This window comes from Geobacillus sp. FSL K6-3411 (assembly GCF_037965715.1).
Taxonomy (GTDB): domain Bacteria; phylum Bacillota; class Bacilli; order Bacillales; family Anoxybacillaceae; genus Geobacillus; species Geobacillus thermodenitrificans.
In genome coordinates, this window is sequence record NZ_CP150187.1 from 1,295,306 (window position 1) to 1,311,543 (window position 16,238).

The window sequence follows — 16,238 nt, forward strand, 5'->3', positions numbered from 1 at the left end:
ATAAGATGGGAAAAGAAACGGAGCAGTTTGCTAATAAAAGAAGGTGAGCGTACAACATGATGCTGACAGGAATGCATGTCGCCATTATCGGTGGTGATGCGCGGCAGCTTGAAGTTATCCGCAAACTTGTCGAACTCGATGCAAAGTTATCACTCGTCGGCTTTGACCAGCTCGCCCACCATTTTACTGGGGCAGTGAAGCTGCCGATCGATGAAGTCGATTTTGCCGACTTGGATGCGATCATTTTGCCGGTCCACGGTACGACGTTGGACGGAAACGTAAACAGTGTCTTTTCCCAAGAACCGATTCCGTTTACGGAAGAGATGGTGCAAAAGACCATGAAACGGTGCACGATCTACTCCGGCATTAGCAACTCGTATTTAGATGACTTGGTGAGAAAGACAGGGCGCAAGCATGTGCAACTGTTTGAGCGCGATGATGTCGCCATTTATAACTCCATTCCGACCGCTGAAGGAACGATCATGATGGTCATTCAGCATACTGATTTTACCATTCACGGTTCACACGTCGCTGTCTTAGGATTGGGGCGCGTCGGCATGACGGTTGCTCGGACATTTGCTGCCCTTGGGGCGAAAGTAAAAGTCGGGGCGCGCCGGTCAGAGCATCTCGCACGCATTACAGAAATGGGGCTTGTGCCGTTTCACTTGAACGATTTGGAAAAAGAAGTACGCGATATTGACATCTGCATTAACACCATCCCCCATTTGATCGTGACAGCGAGTGTTATCGCCAAAATGCCGGCCCATACGCTGATCATCGATTTGGCGTCAAAGCCGGGCGGTACCGACTTCCGCTACGCGGAAAAACGCGGAGTCAAAGCTATCTTGGCGCCAGGGCTTCCAGGAGTGGTAGCGCCGAAAACGGCCGGGCAAATTATCGCCAACGTTCTCGCGCAGCTGTTATATCAAGATTTACAAAAACGGGAGGAGAATAAGTAATGAGCGGAAATAGCTTAAAAGGGAAGCGAATCGGTTTTGGCCTCACCGGGTCGCATTGTACGTATGATGCTGTGTTTCCGGAAATTGAAAAACTCGTCAAAGAAGGGGCGGAGGTACTTCCAATTGTTACCTATACGGTAAAGACGACAAACACTCGTTTTGGCGAAGGGGAAGAATGGGTGAAAAAACTCGAGCAATTGACCGGGAACGAGGTGATTGACACGATTGTCAAAGCTGAACCGCTCGGGCCGAAACTTCCACTTGATTGCATGGTCATCGCCCCACTGACTGGCAATTCGATGAGCAAACTGGCGAACGCCATGACCGATTCCCCAGTGCTGATGGCCGCCAAGGCGACAATGCGCAACCACCGCCCGGTCGTGCTCGGCATTTCGACAAACGATGCGCTCGGTTTAAACGGTGTCAACTTGATGCGGCTGATGGCGGCGAAAAATATTTATTTCATTCCGTTCGGTCAAGACGCTCCACACGCGAAGCCGAACTCGATGGTGGCGCACATGCCGCTCCTTCGTGATACAGTGCTTGCCGCCCTCGAAGGGAAACAGCTGCAGCCGGTCGTGATCGAGCGGTTTCGTTACAACGATTGAAGGTCATTCGTGGAAAATCGGCATCGCACTCAAAAATTTTCTCTCGTCCGCAGTGGAATGTGATAAAATAAAAATTATGAATTCACTTCTAACAGTGACGATGTGGAAGGAGAATGGCTGATGACTCAAAAACAATATCATGTTGCTGTTGTCGGAGCAACGGGGGCAGTTGGGCAACAAATGGTGCGGACGCTTGAAGACCGGAACTTTCCGGTCGGAAAATTAACGCTGTTATCATCGGAACGTTCGGCAGGCAAAAAAATGCGCTTCCGCGGCGAGGAAATTGAGGTGCAAGTGGCAACACCGGAGCGTTTCGACGGGGTGGATATCGCCTTATTCAGCGCCGGCGGGTCAGTATCGAAAGCATTGGCGCCGGAAGCGGTTCGGCGCGGGGCGATCGTTATCGACAATACGAGCGCATTTCGGATGGACGAAAAGGTGCCGCTTGTCGTCCCAGAAGTAAATGAAAGCGACTTGACATGGCATAACGGCATCATTGCCAATCCGAACTGCTCGACGATTCAAATGGTCGTGGCGCTAGAGCCGATCCGGAAAGCGTTTGGTTTAGAGCGCGTCATTGTTTCGACGTACCAAGCTGTTTCTGGGGCTGGGGCGCAGGCTATCGAGGAATTGCATGCACAGACGAAAGCTGTGCTCGAAAATAAGCCGGTTGAAGCTAACATTTTGCCAGTGAAATCGGATCGGAAACATTACCAAATTGCATTCAACGCCATTCCGCAAATCGATAAATTTCAAGACAATGGCTTTACATTTGAAGAGATGAAAATGATTAATGAAACGAAAAAAATTATGCATATGCCTGAGCTAAAAGTCGCAGCAACGTGCGTACGCATCCCGGTGGCGAGCGGCCACTCGGAATCGGTGTACGTCGAAATCGAACAAGACGGCGTCACCGCTGCCGATCTGCAGTCGGTACTGAGCGAGGCACCGGGCGTCGTGTTGCAAGATGACCCGAACGAGCAGTTGTATCCGATGCCGGCGGATTGCGTCGGAAAGTATGACGTCTTTGTCGGCCGCATCCGCCGCGACTTGGACAATAGCCGTGCTTTCCATCTATGGATCGTTGCTGACAATCTATTAAAAGGAGCAGCCTCAAACTCCGTACAAATTGCAGAAAGCTTATTGAAGCTTGGGCTGATTTGAATAAGCATCGGGGTGTTAGCATGAAAATCATTGTCCAAAAGTTTGGCGGCACGTCCGTCCGCGATGAGCGCGGACGGAACTTGGCACGCCGCCATATTGAAAAGGCGCTTGAAGACGGCTACAAAGTCGTCGTTGTCGTCTCGGCCATGGGCCGTAATGGCGATCCGTACGCGACCGATACGCTTCTTCACTTGATCGGCGGCACCGGCCATCATGTGACCAAGCGCGAACAAGATATGTTAATGGCGTGCGGGGAAATCATTTCGAGCGTCGTATTTAGCAATTTGCTGAATGAACACGGCATTAAGGCGACGGCGTTTACCGGCGCGCAAGCCGGATTCCGCACGAACGGCGATCATACGAATGCGAAGATTCTCGAAATGCGCTGCGATCGCCTTCTTGAGGCGCTCGAACAATACGATGTCATCGTCGTCGCCGGTTTTCAAGGGGTGGCAGAAAACGGCGATATCACAACGCTTGGCCGCGGTGGAAGCGATACATCCGCTGCAGCGCTCGGCGCTGCCTTAAATGCCGAGTGGGTCGACATTTTTACCGATGTCGACGGCGTTATGACCGCCGACCCGCGAATTGTCGAAAGTGCCCGGCCACTGGAAGTCGTCACATACACGGAAATTTGTAATATGGCGTACCAAGGAGCGAAAGTCATTCATCCGCGCGCAGTGGAAATCGCTATGCAAGCGAAAGTGCCGTTGCGCGTTCGTTCGACGTATTCCGATGCGCCTGGAACGCTTGTCACTTCATCGGTTCGTGGTCAAAAAGGAAGTGATGTGAAGGAGCGGCTTGTCACGGGCATTGCATATGTCGCCAATGTCACGCAAATTAAAGTGCTGGCGAAAGAGGGACACTATGAACTGCAGTCTGATGTGTTCCAAGCGATGGCTCGCGAAGGGATCAGCGTCGACTTTATTAACATTTCGCCATACGGCGTCGTTTACACAGTAAGCGGCGACATGACAGAAAAAGCGATTGCTGCTTTGCGTCGTGTTGGTTATGAGCCGGCGGTGACGCCTCGCTGTGCCAAAGTGTCGGTTGTCGGTGCTGGCATTGCTGGCGTGCCGGGGGTGACGGCGAAAATCGTCACTGCTTTATCGGAACAAGGCATTCAAATTTTGCAGTCGGCTGACAGCCATACGACGATTTGGGTGCTTGTGAAACAGGATGATATGGAAAAAGCGGTTAACGCCTTGCATGACGCCTTTTGTCTGTCTGAGGAAGGCGGATATGAAGCGATTTGGAACGAGGAGTGAAAACAGTGGCTCAGTTCGGAAACATTGTAACGGCGATGGTGACACCATTTGACCGGAAAGGAAATCTCGATTTAGCGAAAACGACGGAGCTCGTCAACTATTTGCTCGATAACGGCACTGATGCGCTCGTTGTCGCCGGCACGACCGGCGAATCGCCGACCTTAACGGCAGAGGAAAAAGTCGCGTTGTTCCGTCACGTCGTTAATGTCGTCAACGGCCGTGTGCCGGTCATTGCCGGGACGGGAACGAACGATACGCGCGCGTCGATCGAACTGACGAAGCGGGCAGAAGAGACGGGGGTTGACGCCGTCATGCTCGTTGCGCCGTATTATAATAAGCCAAACCAAGAAGGGCTGTATCAGCATTTTAAAGCAATTGCCGAAAGTACGTCGCTGCCGGTCATGCTTTATAATGTGCCGGGACGTACGTCGGTCAATCTCGCTCCTGAGACCGTTATTCGGCTCGCTGCGATTCCAAACATTGTCGCTGTCAAAGAAGCGGGCGGCAACTTGGATGCGATGGCGGAAATCATTGAGCAAACTCCGGACGATTTCCTGCTGTATAGTGGAGATGACAGCTTGACGCTTCCGGTGTTGGCGATCGGCGGCGCCGGCGTCGTCTCGGTCGCTTCGCACATCATCGGAAATGAGATGCAGCAAATGATCCGCGCCTTCCAAGCGGGTGATCACCAAAAAGCGGCGGCGCTGCACCGGAAATGGGTGCCGCTTATGAAAGGGCTGTTTGCTGCACCAAGTCCGGTGCCGGTGAAAACTGCGCTTCAGTTGCGCGGATTGGATGTCGGTCCGGTGCGTCTTCCGCTCGTTCCGCTCACTGAGCAAGAACGGAGCGAGCTCAGCCGTCTGCTCAGTGCGTTGTCATAACATCGACACTGTAGGAACAGCTCACCCCCAACGCTGCTGTTTGCGCGTTGGGGCGTTTTTTTGCCTTCGTGGCAAAATCGTCTGCCCGATTATAACAATCTTGTGTTTTTCAGCGCCGATTCGTTATAATAAAGGCAAGTGACTTTGAGCGGGTTAGCATCATGATTGGGAGGACGCAGCCTTGAAATCAAAAATAAAGCCGGTAGAGAAAATACGTATTTTTGCCCTTGGGGGAGTCGGAGAAATCGGCAAAAACATGTATGTCGTTGAATTAGACGAGGACATTTTCGTCCTTGATGCCGGGGTCATGTATCCGGAAGATGAAATGCTTGGCATCGACAAGGTGATTCCGGACATTACGTATTTAATTGAACGGCAACATCGCATTCAGGCGATTTTTCTCACCCATGGGCATGAGGAACATATGGGAGCGATCGCCTATGTGCTCAAGCAGCTGTCTGCGCCAGTATACGGTACGAAGTTGACGCTCGGTTTGGCAGAAGCGATTTTAAAAGAACAAGGCATCACGAACGCCAATCTGAACGAAATTCACCCCGATGCCGAATTATTGTTTGACAAGGCGAAAGTGACGTTTTTCCGCACGATCCACAGCATCCCCGATTCCGTCGGCATAAGCCTGCATACATCGCAAGGGGCGATTGTGTACACGAGTGATTTTAAATTTGACCAAACACCGTACGGAAACAGCCGCGCTGACTTGGGGAAAATGGCACAGATCGGCGAACAAGGGGTGCTATGCTTGCTTTCGGACAGCACGAATGCTGAGCGCCCTGGATACAGTGGTTCTGACGCGGTGGTCGCCCATGAAATTGCCGATGTGATCGGCCATGCGAAGGGACGCGTGTTCGTCGCCTGCTACGCCTCGAACATTATGCGCATCCAGCAAGTGCTTTATGCCGCCCACCAATACGGGCGCAAAGTGGCGGTGATCGGCAAAACGCTGCATAAAGTGATGGATATCGCGGTGCGCCTTGGTTATTTGCACCTTCCGGACAAGGTGACGATCTCCGCTCATGACCTCGACCGTTATCGCGATCAAGAACTCATCATTTTAACGACCGGCGGGCATGGCGAGCCGATAAGTGCGCTTTGGCGCATGGCACGACAGACCAATAAACAGGTGAACATCAAGGAAGGAGACACCGTCATCGTTGCTGCTTCTGTCATGCCGGGCTATGAACTTGGGTTCGCCAAAACGATCGACGCTTTGTACCGCGCCGGGGCGAATGTGATTTACCGCGATCGGCAAGTGCACGTGTCCGGACACGGTTGCCAGGAAGAATTAAAGTTAATGCTCAATTTAATGAAGCCGAAATATTTCATTCCGGTGCACGGGGAGTATCGAATGCAAAAGGCGCACGCACGCTTGGCGAAAGCAGTCGGCATCTCGGAAGAGCGGACGTTTTTGCTCGATAAAGGCGAAGTGATCGAATTCCGAAGCGGAACTGCCCGCCCTGGCGGCAAAGTGCCGTACGGCAACATTTTAATTGACGGTCTTGGCATCGGCGATGTCGGCAACATCGTGTTGCGCGACCGGCGCCTATTGTCACAGGACGGCATTTTAATCGCGGTCGTTACACTCAACAAAGAAGCGAAAACGATTGCGGCCGGTCCGCAGATCATTTCACGCGGCTTCGTTTACATGCGCGAGGCCGAAACGCTGCTTGAGGAAGCGGAACAAATGGTAGCGGCGATCATTGAACGTTGCCTTGAGTCGTACATGCTTGAATGGTCGTCATTAAAGGCGAACATTCGCGAGGCGTTAAGCCAGTTTTTATTTGAAAAAACGAAGCGAAAACCGATGATTTTACCTATTATTATGGAAGTATAATGCAATCATGCTCAAAGTCCACGGGGGAAATGCTGGAAACGGTTGGCCGTTGCCGGCATTTTTCTTTTCCTTTCGGCCATACTAAACGTATGACCAACAGAAAGGAGAAGAATAAGGATGGAGAAGGAGCGTTACTTCCAAGCAGAGACGGAAGAAAATGCAGAAACGAAAACGGACGAAGCCACCGCGGCCATTACCCAGCTTGGGCAAACGAATATCCCACAAATGGAGCCGGATACGAACATCCACTGTTTGACGATCGTCGGCCAAATTGAAGGCCATGTTCAGTTGCCCCCGCAAAATAAGACGACAAAATATGAACATGTCATTCCACAAATCGTCGCCATTGAGCAAAATCCGAAAATTGAGGGGCTGCTCGTCATTTTAAACACGGTCGGCGGCGATGTCGAAGCCGGGCTCGCCATCGCGGAAATGCTCGCTTCTCTCTCGAAACCGACCGTTTCCGTTGTGCTTGGCGGCGGCCATTCGATCGGCGTGCCGATCGCCGTGTCGTGCAATTACTCATTTATCACCGAGACAGCGACGATGACGATTCATCCGATTCGTCTAACCGGGCTTGTCATCGGTGTGCCGCAAACGTTCGAGTATTTGGATAAAATGCAAGAGCGTGTTGTCCGTTTCGTGACGAAACATTCCAATATTAGCGAAGAAAAATTTAAAGAGCTCATGTTTTCGAAAGGAAATTTAACGCGTGATATCGGAACGAACGTTATCGGGCCTGACGCCGTCCAGTATGGGCTGATTGATGAAGTCGGCGGCGTGTCGCAGGCAATGGCGAAGCTGCGGCAGTTGATCGAGATGAAAAAAGGGGGCGAAGGGAAGATGATCCAATGATTTTATATACGGTCATGCCCGAACATTTGTTGTTCCCAGTAGATGCGGCCGAATATGAAAAGAAAAAAATGGTCTATTATGACGGCATTCCGTTTCTTGTCCAAATCGTGGAAAATGGTGAATATGAAATCGTGCAAAATTTAAGCACAAACCCCTACCACTTTTTAAACGCCAAATATGCACCAGGAGCGCGGTTTCCGATTTCCGCGGCAACATCGTAATGAATTGTTCAGCGGTTCATGATATAATAATAGGGAAGCAGAAAAAAGCAGCCATTGTTGGCTGCTTTTTTCCAGCTTGCCAATTCATTCATGCTGGAGTGAGCGATGATGGCGAAACGAAAGCGAAAAAAAAGGGGAAAGCCGTCAAGGAAGCAGCCGTGGGCGGAGGCGATTCGCTTTGAACTGATCGGCCTTGGGCTATTGACCGTTGCTGTTGTTGCGATGGCTCGCCTCGGGCTCGTCGGCGAAACGCTTGTGTTGATCAGCCGCTTTTTTTTCGGCGAATGGTACATGCTATTAGTAGGCGGTTTATTCATTTTATCGTTCATCTTGATATGGAAACGGGAGTGGCCGTCATGGGCGAGCCGACCGTTTGTTGGTGCTTCGATTATTGCTGCGGCGTTTTTGTTATTAAGCCATGGCAAGTTGTTTGAACTCATGTCGCGGCGCGGTGAACTCGATCCAAGCGTTATTCGCACGACATGGGAACTGTTTTGGAACGAAGCAAACGGCAAGGAGACCGCTATCGATTTAGGAGGCGGGATGGTCGGCGCGTTGTTGTTTGCCGCCAGCTATCAGCTGTTTGATGCGCTCGGGACGAAATGGATTTGCTTCATTTTGTTCGTCGTCGGCTTCATCGTGCTGACCGGAAAATCGTTGCGTGAGACGGCTGGCAGACTGATCGTCTTAGTAGCAACGTTTCTGCGCCAAGAATGGTTAGCGTTTGTTGAGGATATGAAGCAATGGGTGACGGGACGAAAAAGGCGGGCTAATAACGGACGGAAACGACGCAAGCTGCAGGACAAGGCGGCTGCCCAGCCGGAAGATGAGCCTGCCGAAGCCGGCACCGCTGAACCGGAGGACGAGCTCCTTTCCCCACCGCCGATCATATCCGATTTTGCCGCTGTCCGGTCGGCAGTCGAGCTCGAAGAAGAAAAGCAGCCGCCAACTGAAGGCGATGACGGCGGAAACGGGGATGCATCGACGCCACCGTTGGCGTTTTCCGAGCATGAAAACACCAACTATGATTTGCCGCCGCTTGAACTTCTTCGCCTGCCGAAACCGGCCGGGCAATCGGCCGATCATGCCAACATTTACGCCAATGCGCGCAAATTAGAGAAAACGTTCCAAAGCTTCGGTGTTAAGGCGAAAGTGACGCAAGTGCATCTTGGCCCGGCCGTGACGAAATACGAAGTATACCCAGATGTCGGGGTGAAAGTGAGTAAAATCGTCAACTTAAGCGATGATCTGGCGCTCGCTCTAGCGGCGAAAGATATTCGCATTGAAGCGCCGATTCCCGGCAAATCTGCGATCGGTATTGAGGTGCCGAACGAAGAAATCGCCACCGTGTCGCTGCGCGAAGTGTTGGAAGCCGTCGAACATACGCGGCCTGAGGCCAAGCTCTTAATCCCGCTTGGACGCGACATTTCTGGAGAAGTCGTCGCCGCCGAATTGAACAAAATGCCGCATTTATTGATCGCTGGCGCCACTGGCAGCGGCAAAAGCGTCTGCATTAACGGCATTATCGTTAGCCTGCTTATGCGCACGAAGCCACATGAGGTCAAGTTGATGATGATTGACCCGAAAATGGTCGAGTTAAGCGTGTATAATGGCATCCCTCATTTGTTGACGCCGGTTGTCACCGATGCGAAAAAAGCGGCCCAGGCGCTGAAAAAAGTTGTCCAAGAAATGGAGCGGCGCTATGAGCTGTTTTCCCATACCGGCACACGCAACATTGAAGGGTATAACGAACATATTCGCCAACAGAACGAAACGGTACCAGAACAGCAGCCGCTCTTACCGTATATCGTCGTCATCATTGACGAGCTGGCTGATTTGATGATGGTGGCGTCTTCGGATGTCGAAGAAGCGATCACCCGCTTAGCGCAAATGGCGCGCGCTGCCGGCATCCATTTAATCATTGCCACTCAACGCCCATCGGTCGATGTCATTACCGGCGTCATCAAAGCGAACATCCCGTCTCGTATCGCTTTTAGCGTCTCGTCGCAAATCGATTCACGCACCATTTTGGATATGGGCGGAGCGGAAAAATTGCTTGGCCGTGGCGACATGCTATTTTTACCAATGGGAGCGTCAAAACCAGTGCGTGTCCAAGGAGCGTTTGTATCCGATCAGGAAGTGGAAGAGGTTGTTCAGTTTGTCATCGGCCAGCAGCAGGCGCAATACTATGAGGAAATGATCGTCCAAGATGGAGAAGCGAACTCCTCAGCAGTCGAAGATGATCTGTACGAAGAAGCTGTCCGTCTTGTCGTGGAAATGCAAAGCGCCTCTGTTTCAATGTTGCAGCGCCGCTTCCGCATCGGTTATAATCGCGCCGCCCGGCTCATCGATGCCATGGAGGAGCGCGGCGTTGTCGGTCCTTATGAAGGCAGCAAGCCGCGCGCTGTTCTTTGGTCAAAAGAAGATTTAAAAAAGACGTCATAAACAGGGAAGCAGGCAGGTTCATTTCACCTGCCTGCTCAAAGGTGTATCATATTGGAAGCGCTACCAACCATATTTCTTTTTTTTCGACAAAATTTGATTACACCTATTTATTTGGTCTGTAAAAAATGTTATAGTAATGTCAAAAAGGTTATATGTCTAATGTCAGAGGTCTGATCTTAAAGGAAATGCGTAACGTGGAGGACGTTGTCATGTCAATCAAATCAGACAACCGCCATCTTTACTTGCAAGTCATTGATCGTATTAAACACGATATTGAAACTGGGGTATACAAAGAGCGGCAAAAATTGCCATCTGAGTTTGAGCTCGCCAAACAGCTCGGCGTCAGCCGGGCGACGTTGCGGGAGGCGCTTCGGGTGCTTGAGGAAGAAAACATCATCATCCGCCGTCATGGCGTCGGAACGTTTGTTAATGCCCGCCCGCTGTTTACATCCGGCATTGAGCAGCTCTCAAGCGTGACCGACATGATCCGTCAAGCTGGGCGCAAACCGGGGACGATTTTTTTGTCTTCCTCCATCCAACAGCCGACGGAAGATGATATGCGCCGCTTTCAATGCCAGCCGGATGACGAGATTTTGCTCATCGAGCGAGTGCGTACGGCCAATGGGGAGCCAGTCGTCTATTGCCTTGATAAAATTTTGTGCAAATATTTGCCAAAAGGCATTTCGTATGAGCATGAGTCGCTGTTTGAAAACTTGCACAATCAAGCGCACCGTGATATTGCTTATGCAGTCGCGCGCATTGAGCCGCTCGGCTATCATGAGAAAGTGTCGCCGATTTTGCAATGTGATCCAGAAACAGCCTTGCTCGTGCTCAAACAAATGCATTTTGACAAAAATGATGAACCGATTTTTTATTCAACGAACTACTTCCGCTCCGACAAGTTCAGCTTTCACGTAATGAGGAAGCGCTTCGGGTTTTAAAGGGGGTGAAATCGGTACATAGAAAGAGAGCGGAAGTTTCATACTAATTTAGGAACAAATTTTTAATAGGGGGTAATGGATGGTGAAAAAGCGATTCGGATGGGCGCTCTCCGTTCTGTTCGCTGCCGGTACGCTGCTTTCTGCCTGTGGCGGCCAAGGAGGAGACAATGCGGGAGGCAAGAAAGAAGATACGTTCAGCGTTGCCATGGTCACGGACGTAGGTGGCGTTGACGACAGATCGTTCAACCAGTCGGCTTGGGAAGGGTTGCAAAAGTTCGGTAAAGATAACGGCCTTGAGAAAGGGCGCGGCGGTTATGACTATTTGCAATCCACGAGCGATGCCGATTATCCGACAAACTTAAACAAGCTCGTGCGCAACGACTTTGACTTGATTTACGGTATCGGTTATTTGATGGGCGATGCGATGAAAGAAGTGGCCGAGCAAAATCCGAAAAAGCATTTTGCCATTGTTGATACGGTCGTTGATGCACCGAATGTCGCGAGCATTACGTTTAAAGAGCACGAAGGCTCGTTCCTTGTCGGTGTTGTCGCCGGATTGATGACGAAAACAAATAAAGTCGGCTTTGTCGGCGGGATGGAAATTCCGTTGATTGAGAAATTCGAAAGCGGATTCCGGGCCGGCGTCAAAGCGGTCAATCCGAAAGCGACTGTCGAAGTGCAATATGCTGGAGCGTTTGACCAAGCGGATAAAGGGAAGGCGATCGCCTCAAGCATGTACGCTTCCGGTATTGATATTATTTACCATGCAGCCGGAGGAACTGGAAACGGCGTTTTCTCGGAAGCAAAAGACTTAAAGAAAAAAGATCCGAACCGTGAAATTTGGGTCATCGGCGTCGATAAAGACCAAGCTCCGGAAGGCGAGGTTAAGATCGGCGACAAAACATACAATGTGACGCTCACGTCGATGGTTAAACGGGTCGATGTAGCTGTTTATGACGTTGCCAAACGGGCGCAAGCCGGCGACTTCCCAGGCGGTCAAGCGATTGAGTACGGCTTGCCGGAAAACGGAGTCGGTATTGCCCCGACGCAAGACAACATTCCGGATGATGTGCTAAAAGCGGTTGATGAATGGAAAGAAAAAATCGCTAACGGTGAAGTGAAAGTGCCGACGAACCGAAAAGAGTACGAACAATTTGCTGCAACGTTGAAATAATGAAATGAAAAAGGCTAGTGCGCGCCGCTAGCCTTTTTCAAAATCATGAAATGAAGGGCGGCCTATATAGATGCCATTTGGTGCTTTACCATTCGCCGTTTTTACGGAATGATTGGACCAACTGTTGGGAGACCGAACAGCGCCGTTTGAGACCAATGGATAAGTCTATGAGATGGGCTGTTCGCTCTTCCGTCATGCCGCGACGCAGCGTAGACAAGCCTTTAGCTTGCGTCGGGCAGCCGCTGCATCTATAGTGTTGCCGCCTCTCATTTTGTGATTTTGACCTTGCCAAAGTGGGGAGTGAATTGCTTGGAATACGTAATTGAAATGCTTAACATTCGCAAAGTGTTCGGCACCTTCGTCGCCAACGACAACATTACGCTGCAGGTGAAAAAAGGGGAAATTCACGCCCTCCTTGGTGAAAACGGTGCCGGCAAGTCGACGCTGATGAACGTGCTGTTTGGCCTCTATCAGCCAGATGGCGGCGAAATCCGCGTCAAAGGGAAGCCAGTGCGCATCACCGACCCGAATGTCGCCAACGACCTCGGCATCGGAATGGTGCATCAGCACTTTATGCTCGTCGATACGTTTACAGTGACGGAAAACATCATTTTAGGCAGCGAACCGGCACGAGCGGGAACGATCGACATGAAGCGGGCTGAACAGGAAGTGCGCGAACTGTCCGAGCGGTATGGACTAGCAGTTGACCCGACAGCGAAAATCGCCGATATTTCCGTCGGCATGCAGCAGCGCGTCGAAATTTTAAAGACGCTTTATCGCGGTGCGGACATTTTAATTTTTGACGAGCCGACCGCCGTCTTGACGCCGCAGGAAATCCGCGAGCTCATCGAAATTATGCGTACGCTCGTCCGCGAAGGAAAATCGATCATTTTAATTACGCACAAGCTCAAAGAAATTATGGAAGTGTGCGACCGTGTTACCGTTATCCGCCGCGGCAAAGGAATCGCAACGCTTAACGTCGCTGAAACGAATCCGAACGAGCTGGCGGCGCTCATGGTCGGCCGCGAGGTGCAGTTTACGACTGAAAAACGGCCAGCTGAACCGGGGAAACCAGTGCTCGAAATTGAAAACTTAGTCGTCAAAGACGCCCGCGGTGTCACGGCTGTCAACGGCCTGAACTTGACGGTGCGCGCCGGTGAGGTTGTGGGCATCGCCGGGGTTGACGGCAACGGGCAAACCGAGCTGATTGAAGCGTTAACCGGCTTGGTTAAGGCGGAATCAGGGACGATTAAGCTGAACGGCCAGGAGATAACGAACTTGCCGCCGCGCAAAATCGTCGAAGCCGGCGTCGGCCATATTCCGCAGGACCGGCATAAGCACGGGCTTGTGCTTGATTTTCCGATCGGCGAAAACATGGTGCTGCAAACATACTATAAACCGCCTTACTCGAAACGGGGCATGTTGAACTTTAAAGCGATTTATGACAAAGCGCGCCAGCTCATCCGCGAGTTTGACGTGCGCACGCCAGACGAGTACACGAAAGCGCGGGCGCTATCCGGCGGGAACCAGCAAAAAGCGATCATCGGCCGCGAAGTCGACCGCAATCCAGACTTATTGATCGCCGCTCAGCCGACGAGGGGGCTGGATGTCGGGGCGATTGAGTTTATCCATAAGCGGCTCATCGAGCAGCGCGACCAAGGAAAAGCGGTGTTGCTCGTGTCGTTCGAACTCGATGAGGTGATGAACGTCAGCGACCGGATCGCCGTTATTTATGAAGGGAAAATTATCGCCATCGTTGATCCGAAAGAAACAACGGAACAAGAACTCGGGCTGCTGATGGCTGGAAGTAAACGGAAGGAAGCAGGTGTGTCGTCATGAGGTCGAATCGTCATCAGCAATTTTTGATTCCATTGTTGGCCGTTTTGCTCGGCATGATCGCCGGCTCGATCGTCATGCTCGTAAGCGGCTATAATCCGGTCGCGGGCTTCAGCTCTCTGATTTACGGAGCGTTCGGCGATGCGTATTACATCGGGGAAACGATCCGCCAGACGACTCCCTACATTTTAACAGGGCTAGCGGTAGCCTTCGCCTTTCGCACCGGTTTATTTAACATCGGGGTCGAAGGGCAACTCATCGTCGGCTGGCTTGCCGCCGTTTGGGTTGGGGTGTCTTTCGACTTGCCGAAGATCATCCACTTGCCGCTTGCCATTTTGGCCGCCGCTGCAGCCGGGGCACTGTGGGGATTGATCCCGGGGGTATTAAAGGCGTACGTAAAAGTGCATGAAGTCATTATTACGATTATGATGAACTATATCGCTTTACACGTGACGAATGCCATCATCCGTTCTGTGCTGTCGGATGAGGGATTTAAATCGGAGCCGATCAAACAAAGCGCCTCTCTCCAATCGGAGTTTTTGGAGGCCATGACGTACCACTCGACGATGCACTATGGCATTTTGATCGCCATTGCTGCCGCATTTGTCATGTGGTTTTTGCTTGAGCGGACGACGAAAGGATTTGAGTTGCGGGCGGTTGGATTCAACCAACATGCCTCACAGTATGCCGGCATGAACGTGCGCGCCAATATTATTTTAGCCATGGTCATTTCCGGTGCCTTTGCCGGTGTGGCCGGGGCGATGGAAGGGCTCGGCACGTTCGGCAACATTTCGACGAAAGCCGGGTTTACCGGACTTGGATTTGACGGCATCGCTGTTGCCTTAATTGGCGGCAACAACGCGTTTGGCATTTTGCTTTCTGCGTTGCTATTTGGCGCCTTGAAAGTCGGGGCGCTTGAGATGCCATCGGGCGCCGGCGTACCAACGGAACTTGTCGATATTATTATCGCACTCATTATTTTCTTTGTCGCATCCAGCTATATGATTCGTTGGCTGTTATCTCGTGGGCAAAAGGGGGCGGAGTAAGTGAACGTATATGATGTATTGCAAACGATTATCCCAACAGCCATTTTCTTTGCTGCTCCCCTTATTTTCACCGCGCTTGGTGGCGTGTTTAGCGAACGATCCGGCGTTGTCAACATCGGTCTTGAAGGGTTAATGGTCATCGGTGCATTTACCGGTATTGTCTTTAATCTAACGTTTGCCGACCAGTTTGGTTCGCTGACGCCGTGGCTCGCCCTAGTGGCAGCCATCGTAGTTGGCGCGCTGTTTTCTTTGCTCCATGCAGTCGCCTCGGTAACGTTCCGCGCCGACCAAGTCGTCAGCGGGGTGGCAATCAACTTTTTAGCCCTCGGTTTGTCGTTGTTTTTAGTGAAGAAGATGTACGGCAAAGGGCAAACTGATCAAATTCAAGTCGGATTTGACAAAATTGATGTACCGGTATTAAGTGATATTCCGGTCATTGGCCCGCTGTTGTTTTCTAATGCGTATGTGACTTCGTATATAGCGATTATTTTGGCGTTTGTTTCTTGGTATATCATTTATAAAACCCCATTCGGCCTCCGGTTGCGCGCCGTTGGTGAGCATCCGATGGCAGCTGATACGATGGGGATTCACGTCGCTCAAATGCGTTATATCGCTGTCATGATCAGCGGGGCGCTCGGCGGCTTAGGCGGTGCAGTGTATGCGACAATCATTTCCCGCGACTTCAGCCATGCAACGATTTCCGGGCATGGATTTATGGCGCTCGCGGCAATGATTTTTGGCAAATGGCATCCGATCGGCGCGATGGGGGCGGCGCTGTTTTTCGGACTGGCGCAAAGTTTAAGCATCGTTGGACAAACCATTCCATTTTTGAAAAACGTACCGACTGTCTACTTGCTCATTGCCCCTTATGTGCTCACGATTTTAGCGCTTGCTGGCTTTATCGGCCGTGCGGAAGCGCCGAAAGCAGCCGGCACGCCATATGTGAAAGGAAAACGGTAAGAAAACGGGCTGTCCGAACAAAAACGGG

Annotated in this window: 14 protein-coding genes; all 14 read left to right on the forward strand. The window is 51.4% G+C overall.

Going from position 1 to position 16,238, the window contains the following annotated elements:
- Positions 1-56 precede the first annotated feature (56 nt).
- The 14 genes from dpaA (at position 57) to NSQ22_RS06705 (ending at position 16,210) form a co-directional block, all read left to right on the forward strand.
- Complete coding sequence (gene dpaA, locus NSQ22_RS06640; RefSeq protein WP_008878534.1) at positions 57-959, forward strand: dipicolinic acid synthetase subunit A; 903 nt, start codon at positions 57-59, stop codon at positions 957-959.
- Entirely contained in the window at positions 959-1,567 is a 609-nt protein-coding gene (locus NSQ22_RS06645; RefSeq protein WP_008878533.1) for a dipicolinate synthase subunit B, read from the forward strand. Before dpaA ends, NSQ22_RS06645 begins: the two co-directional genes overlap by 1 nt.
- Positions 1,568-1,684: 117 nt before the next feature.
- The gene (gene asd, locus NSQ22_RS06650; protein WP_223812956.1) at positions 1,685-2,731 is read left to right on the forward strand and encodes an aspartate-semialdehyde dehydrogenase; all 1,047 of its coding nucleotides are present in this window, start codon (positions 1,685-1,687) and stop codon (positions 2,729-2,731) included.
- Between the two features lie 20 nt (positions 2,732-2,751).
- Positions 2,752-3,999: an aspartate kinase gene (gene dapG / locus NSQ22_RS06655; protein ID WP_011887160.1), complete on the forward strand. Its 1,248-nt coding sequence runs from the start codon at positions 2,752-2,754 to the stop codon at positions 3,997-3,999.
- A 5-nt stretch (positions 4,000-4,004) separates the two neighbouring features.
- Entirely contained in the window at positions 4,005-4,880 is an 876-nt protein-coding gene (dapA, locus tag NSQ22_RS06660; protein WP_008878529.1) for a 4-hydroxy-tetrahydrodipicolinate synthase, read from the forward strand.
- Between the two features lie 181 nt (positions 4,881-5,061).
- Positions 5,062-6,732, forward strand: coding sequence for a ribonuclease J (locus tag NSQ22_RS06665; protein ID WP_060475759.1), 1,671 nt, complete (start codon positions 5,062-5,064; stop codon positions 6,730-6,732).
- 117 nt (positions 6,733-6,849) lie between these two features.
- Complete coding sequence (locus NSQ22_RS06670; protein WP_008878527.1) at positions 6,850-7,587, forward strand: ClpP family protease; 738 nt, start codon at positions 6,850-6,852, stop codon at positions 7,585-7,587.
- Positions 7,584-7,808 (forward strand): YlzJ-like family protein, encoded by a 225-nt coding sequence (locus tag NSQ22_RS06675; protein WP_008878526.1) that lies wholly within the window; start codon positions 7,584-7,586, stop codon positions 7,806-7,808. Before NSQ22_RS06670 ends, NSQ22_RS06675 begins: the two co-directional genes overlap by 4 nt.
- A gap of 108 nt (positions 7,809-7,916) precedes the next feature.
- On the forward strand, positions 7,917-10,253 hold the full coding sequence (locus NSQ22_RS06680) for a DNA translocase FtsK (RefSeq protein WP_171355345.1): 2,337 nt from the start codon (positions 7,917-7,919) through the stop codon (positions 10,251-10,253).
- 209 nt (positions 10,254-10,462) lie between these two features.
- Entirely contained in the window at positions 10,463-11,194 is a 732-nt protein-coding gene (locus NSQ22_RS06685) for a GntR family transcriptional regulator (RefSeq protein ID WP_029760491.1), read from the forward strand.
- Between the two features lie 79 nt (positions 11,195-11,273).
- Complete coding sequence (locus NSQ22_RS06690; RefSeq protein ID WP_008878522.1) at positions 11,274-12,368, forward strand: BMP family protein; 1,095 nt, start codon at positions 11,274-11,276, stop codon at positions 12,366-12,368.
- Between the two features lie 309 nt (positions 12,369-12,677).
- Positions 12,678-14,207 (forward strand): ABC transporter ATP-binding protein, encoded by a 1,530-nt coding sequence (locus NSQ22_RS06695; RefSeq protein WP_008878521.1) that lies wholly within the window; start codon positions 12,678-12,680, stop codon positions 14,205-14,207.
- Positions 14,204-15,250: an ABC transporter permease gene (locus NSQ22_RS06700; RefSeq protein ID WP_008878520.1), complete on the forward strand. Its 1,047-nt coding sequence runs from the start codon at positions 14,204-14,206 to the stop codon at positions 15,248-15,250. Before NSQ22_RS06695 ends, NSQ22_RS06700 begins: the two co-directional genes overlap by 4 nt.
- On the forward strand, positions 15,251-16,210 hold the full coding sequence (locus tag NSQ22_RS06705; protein WP_008878519.1) for an ABC transporter permease: 960 nt from the start codon (positions 15,251-15,253) through the stop codon (positions 16,208-16,210).
- The last annotated feature ends 28 nt before the right edge of the window (positions 16,211-16,238 follow it).

Coding starts and splice junctions, on each gene's coding strand:
- dpaA (WP_008878534.1), top strand. CDS start 57: ATGATGCTGACAGGAATGCATGTCGCCATTATCGGTGGTGATGCGCGG.
- NSQ22_RS06645 (WP_008878533.1), top strand. CDS start 959: ATGAGCGGAAATAGCTTAAAAGGGAAGCGAATCGGTTTTGGCCTCACC.
- dapG (WP_011887160.1), top strand. CDS start 2,752: ATGAAAATCATTGTCCAAAAGTTTGGCGGCACGTCCGTCCGCGATGAG.
- NSQ22_RS06670 (WP_008878527.1), top strand. CDS start 6,850: ATGGAGAAGGAGCGTTACTTCCAAGCAGAGACGGAAGAAAATGCAGAA.
- NSQ22_RS06675 (WP_008878526.1), top strand. CDS start 7,584: ATGATTTTATATACGGTCATGCCCGAACATTTGTTGTTCCCAGTAGAT.
- NSQ22_RS06680 (WP_171355345.1), top strand. CDS start 7,917: ATGGCGAAACGAAAGCGAAAAAAAAGGGGAAAGCCGTCAAGGAAGCAG.
- NSQ22_RS06685 (WP_029760491.1), top strand. CDS start 10,463: ATGTCAATCAAATCAGACAACCGCCATCTTTACTTGCAAGTCATTGAT.
- NSQ22_RS06690 (WP_008878522.1), top strand. CDS start 11,274: ATGGTGAAAAAGCGATTCGGATGGGCGCTCTCCGTTCTGTTCGCTGCC.
- NSQ22_RS06700 (WP_008878520.1), top strand. CDS start 14,204: ATGAGGTCGAATCGTCATCAGCAATTTTTGATTCCATTGTTGGCCGTT.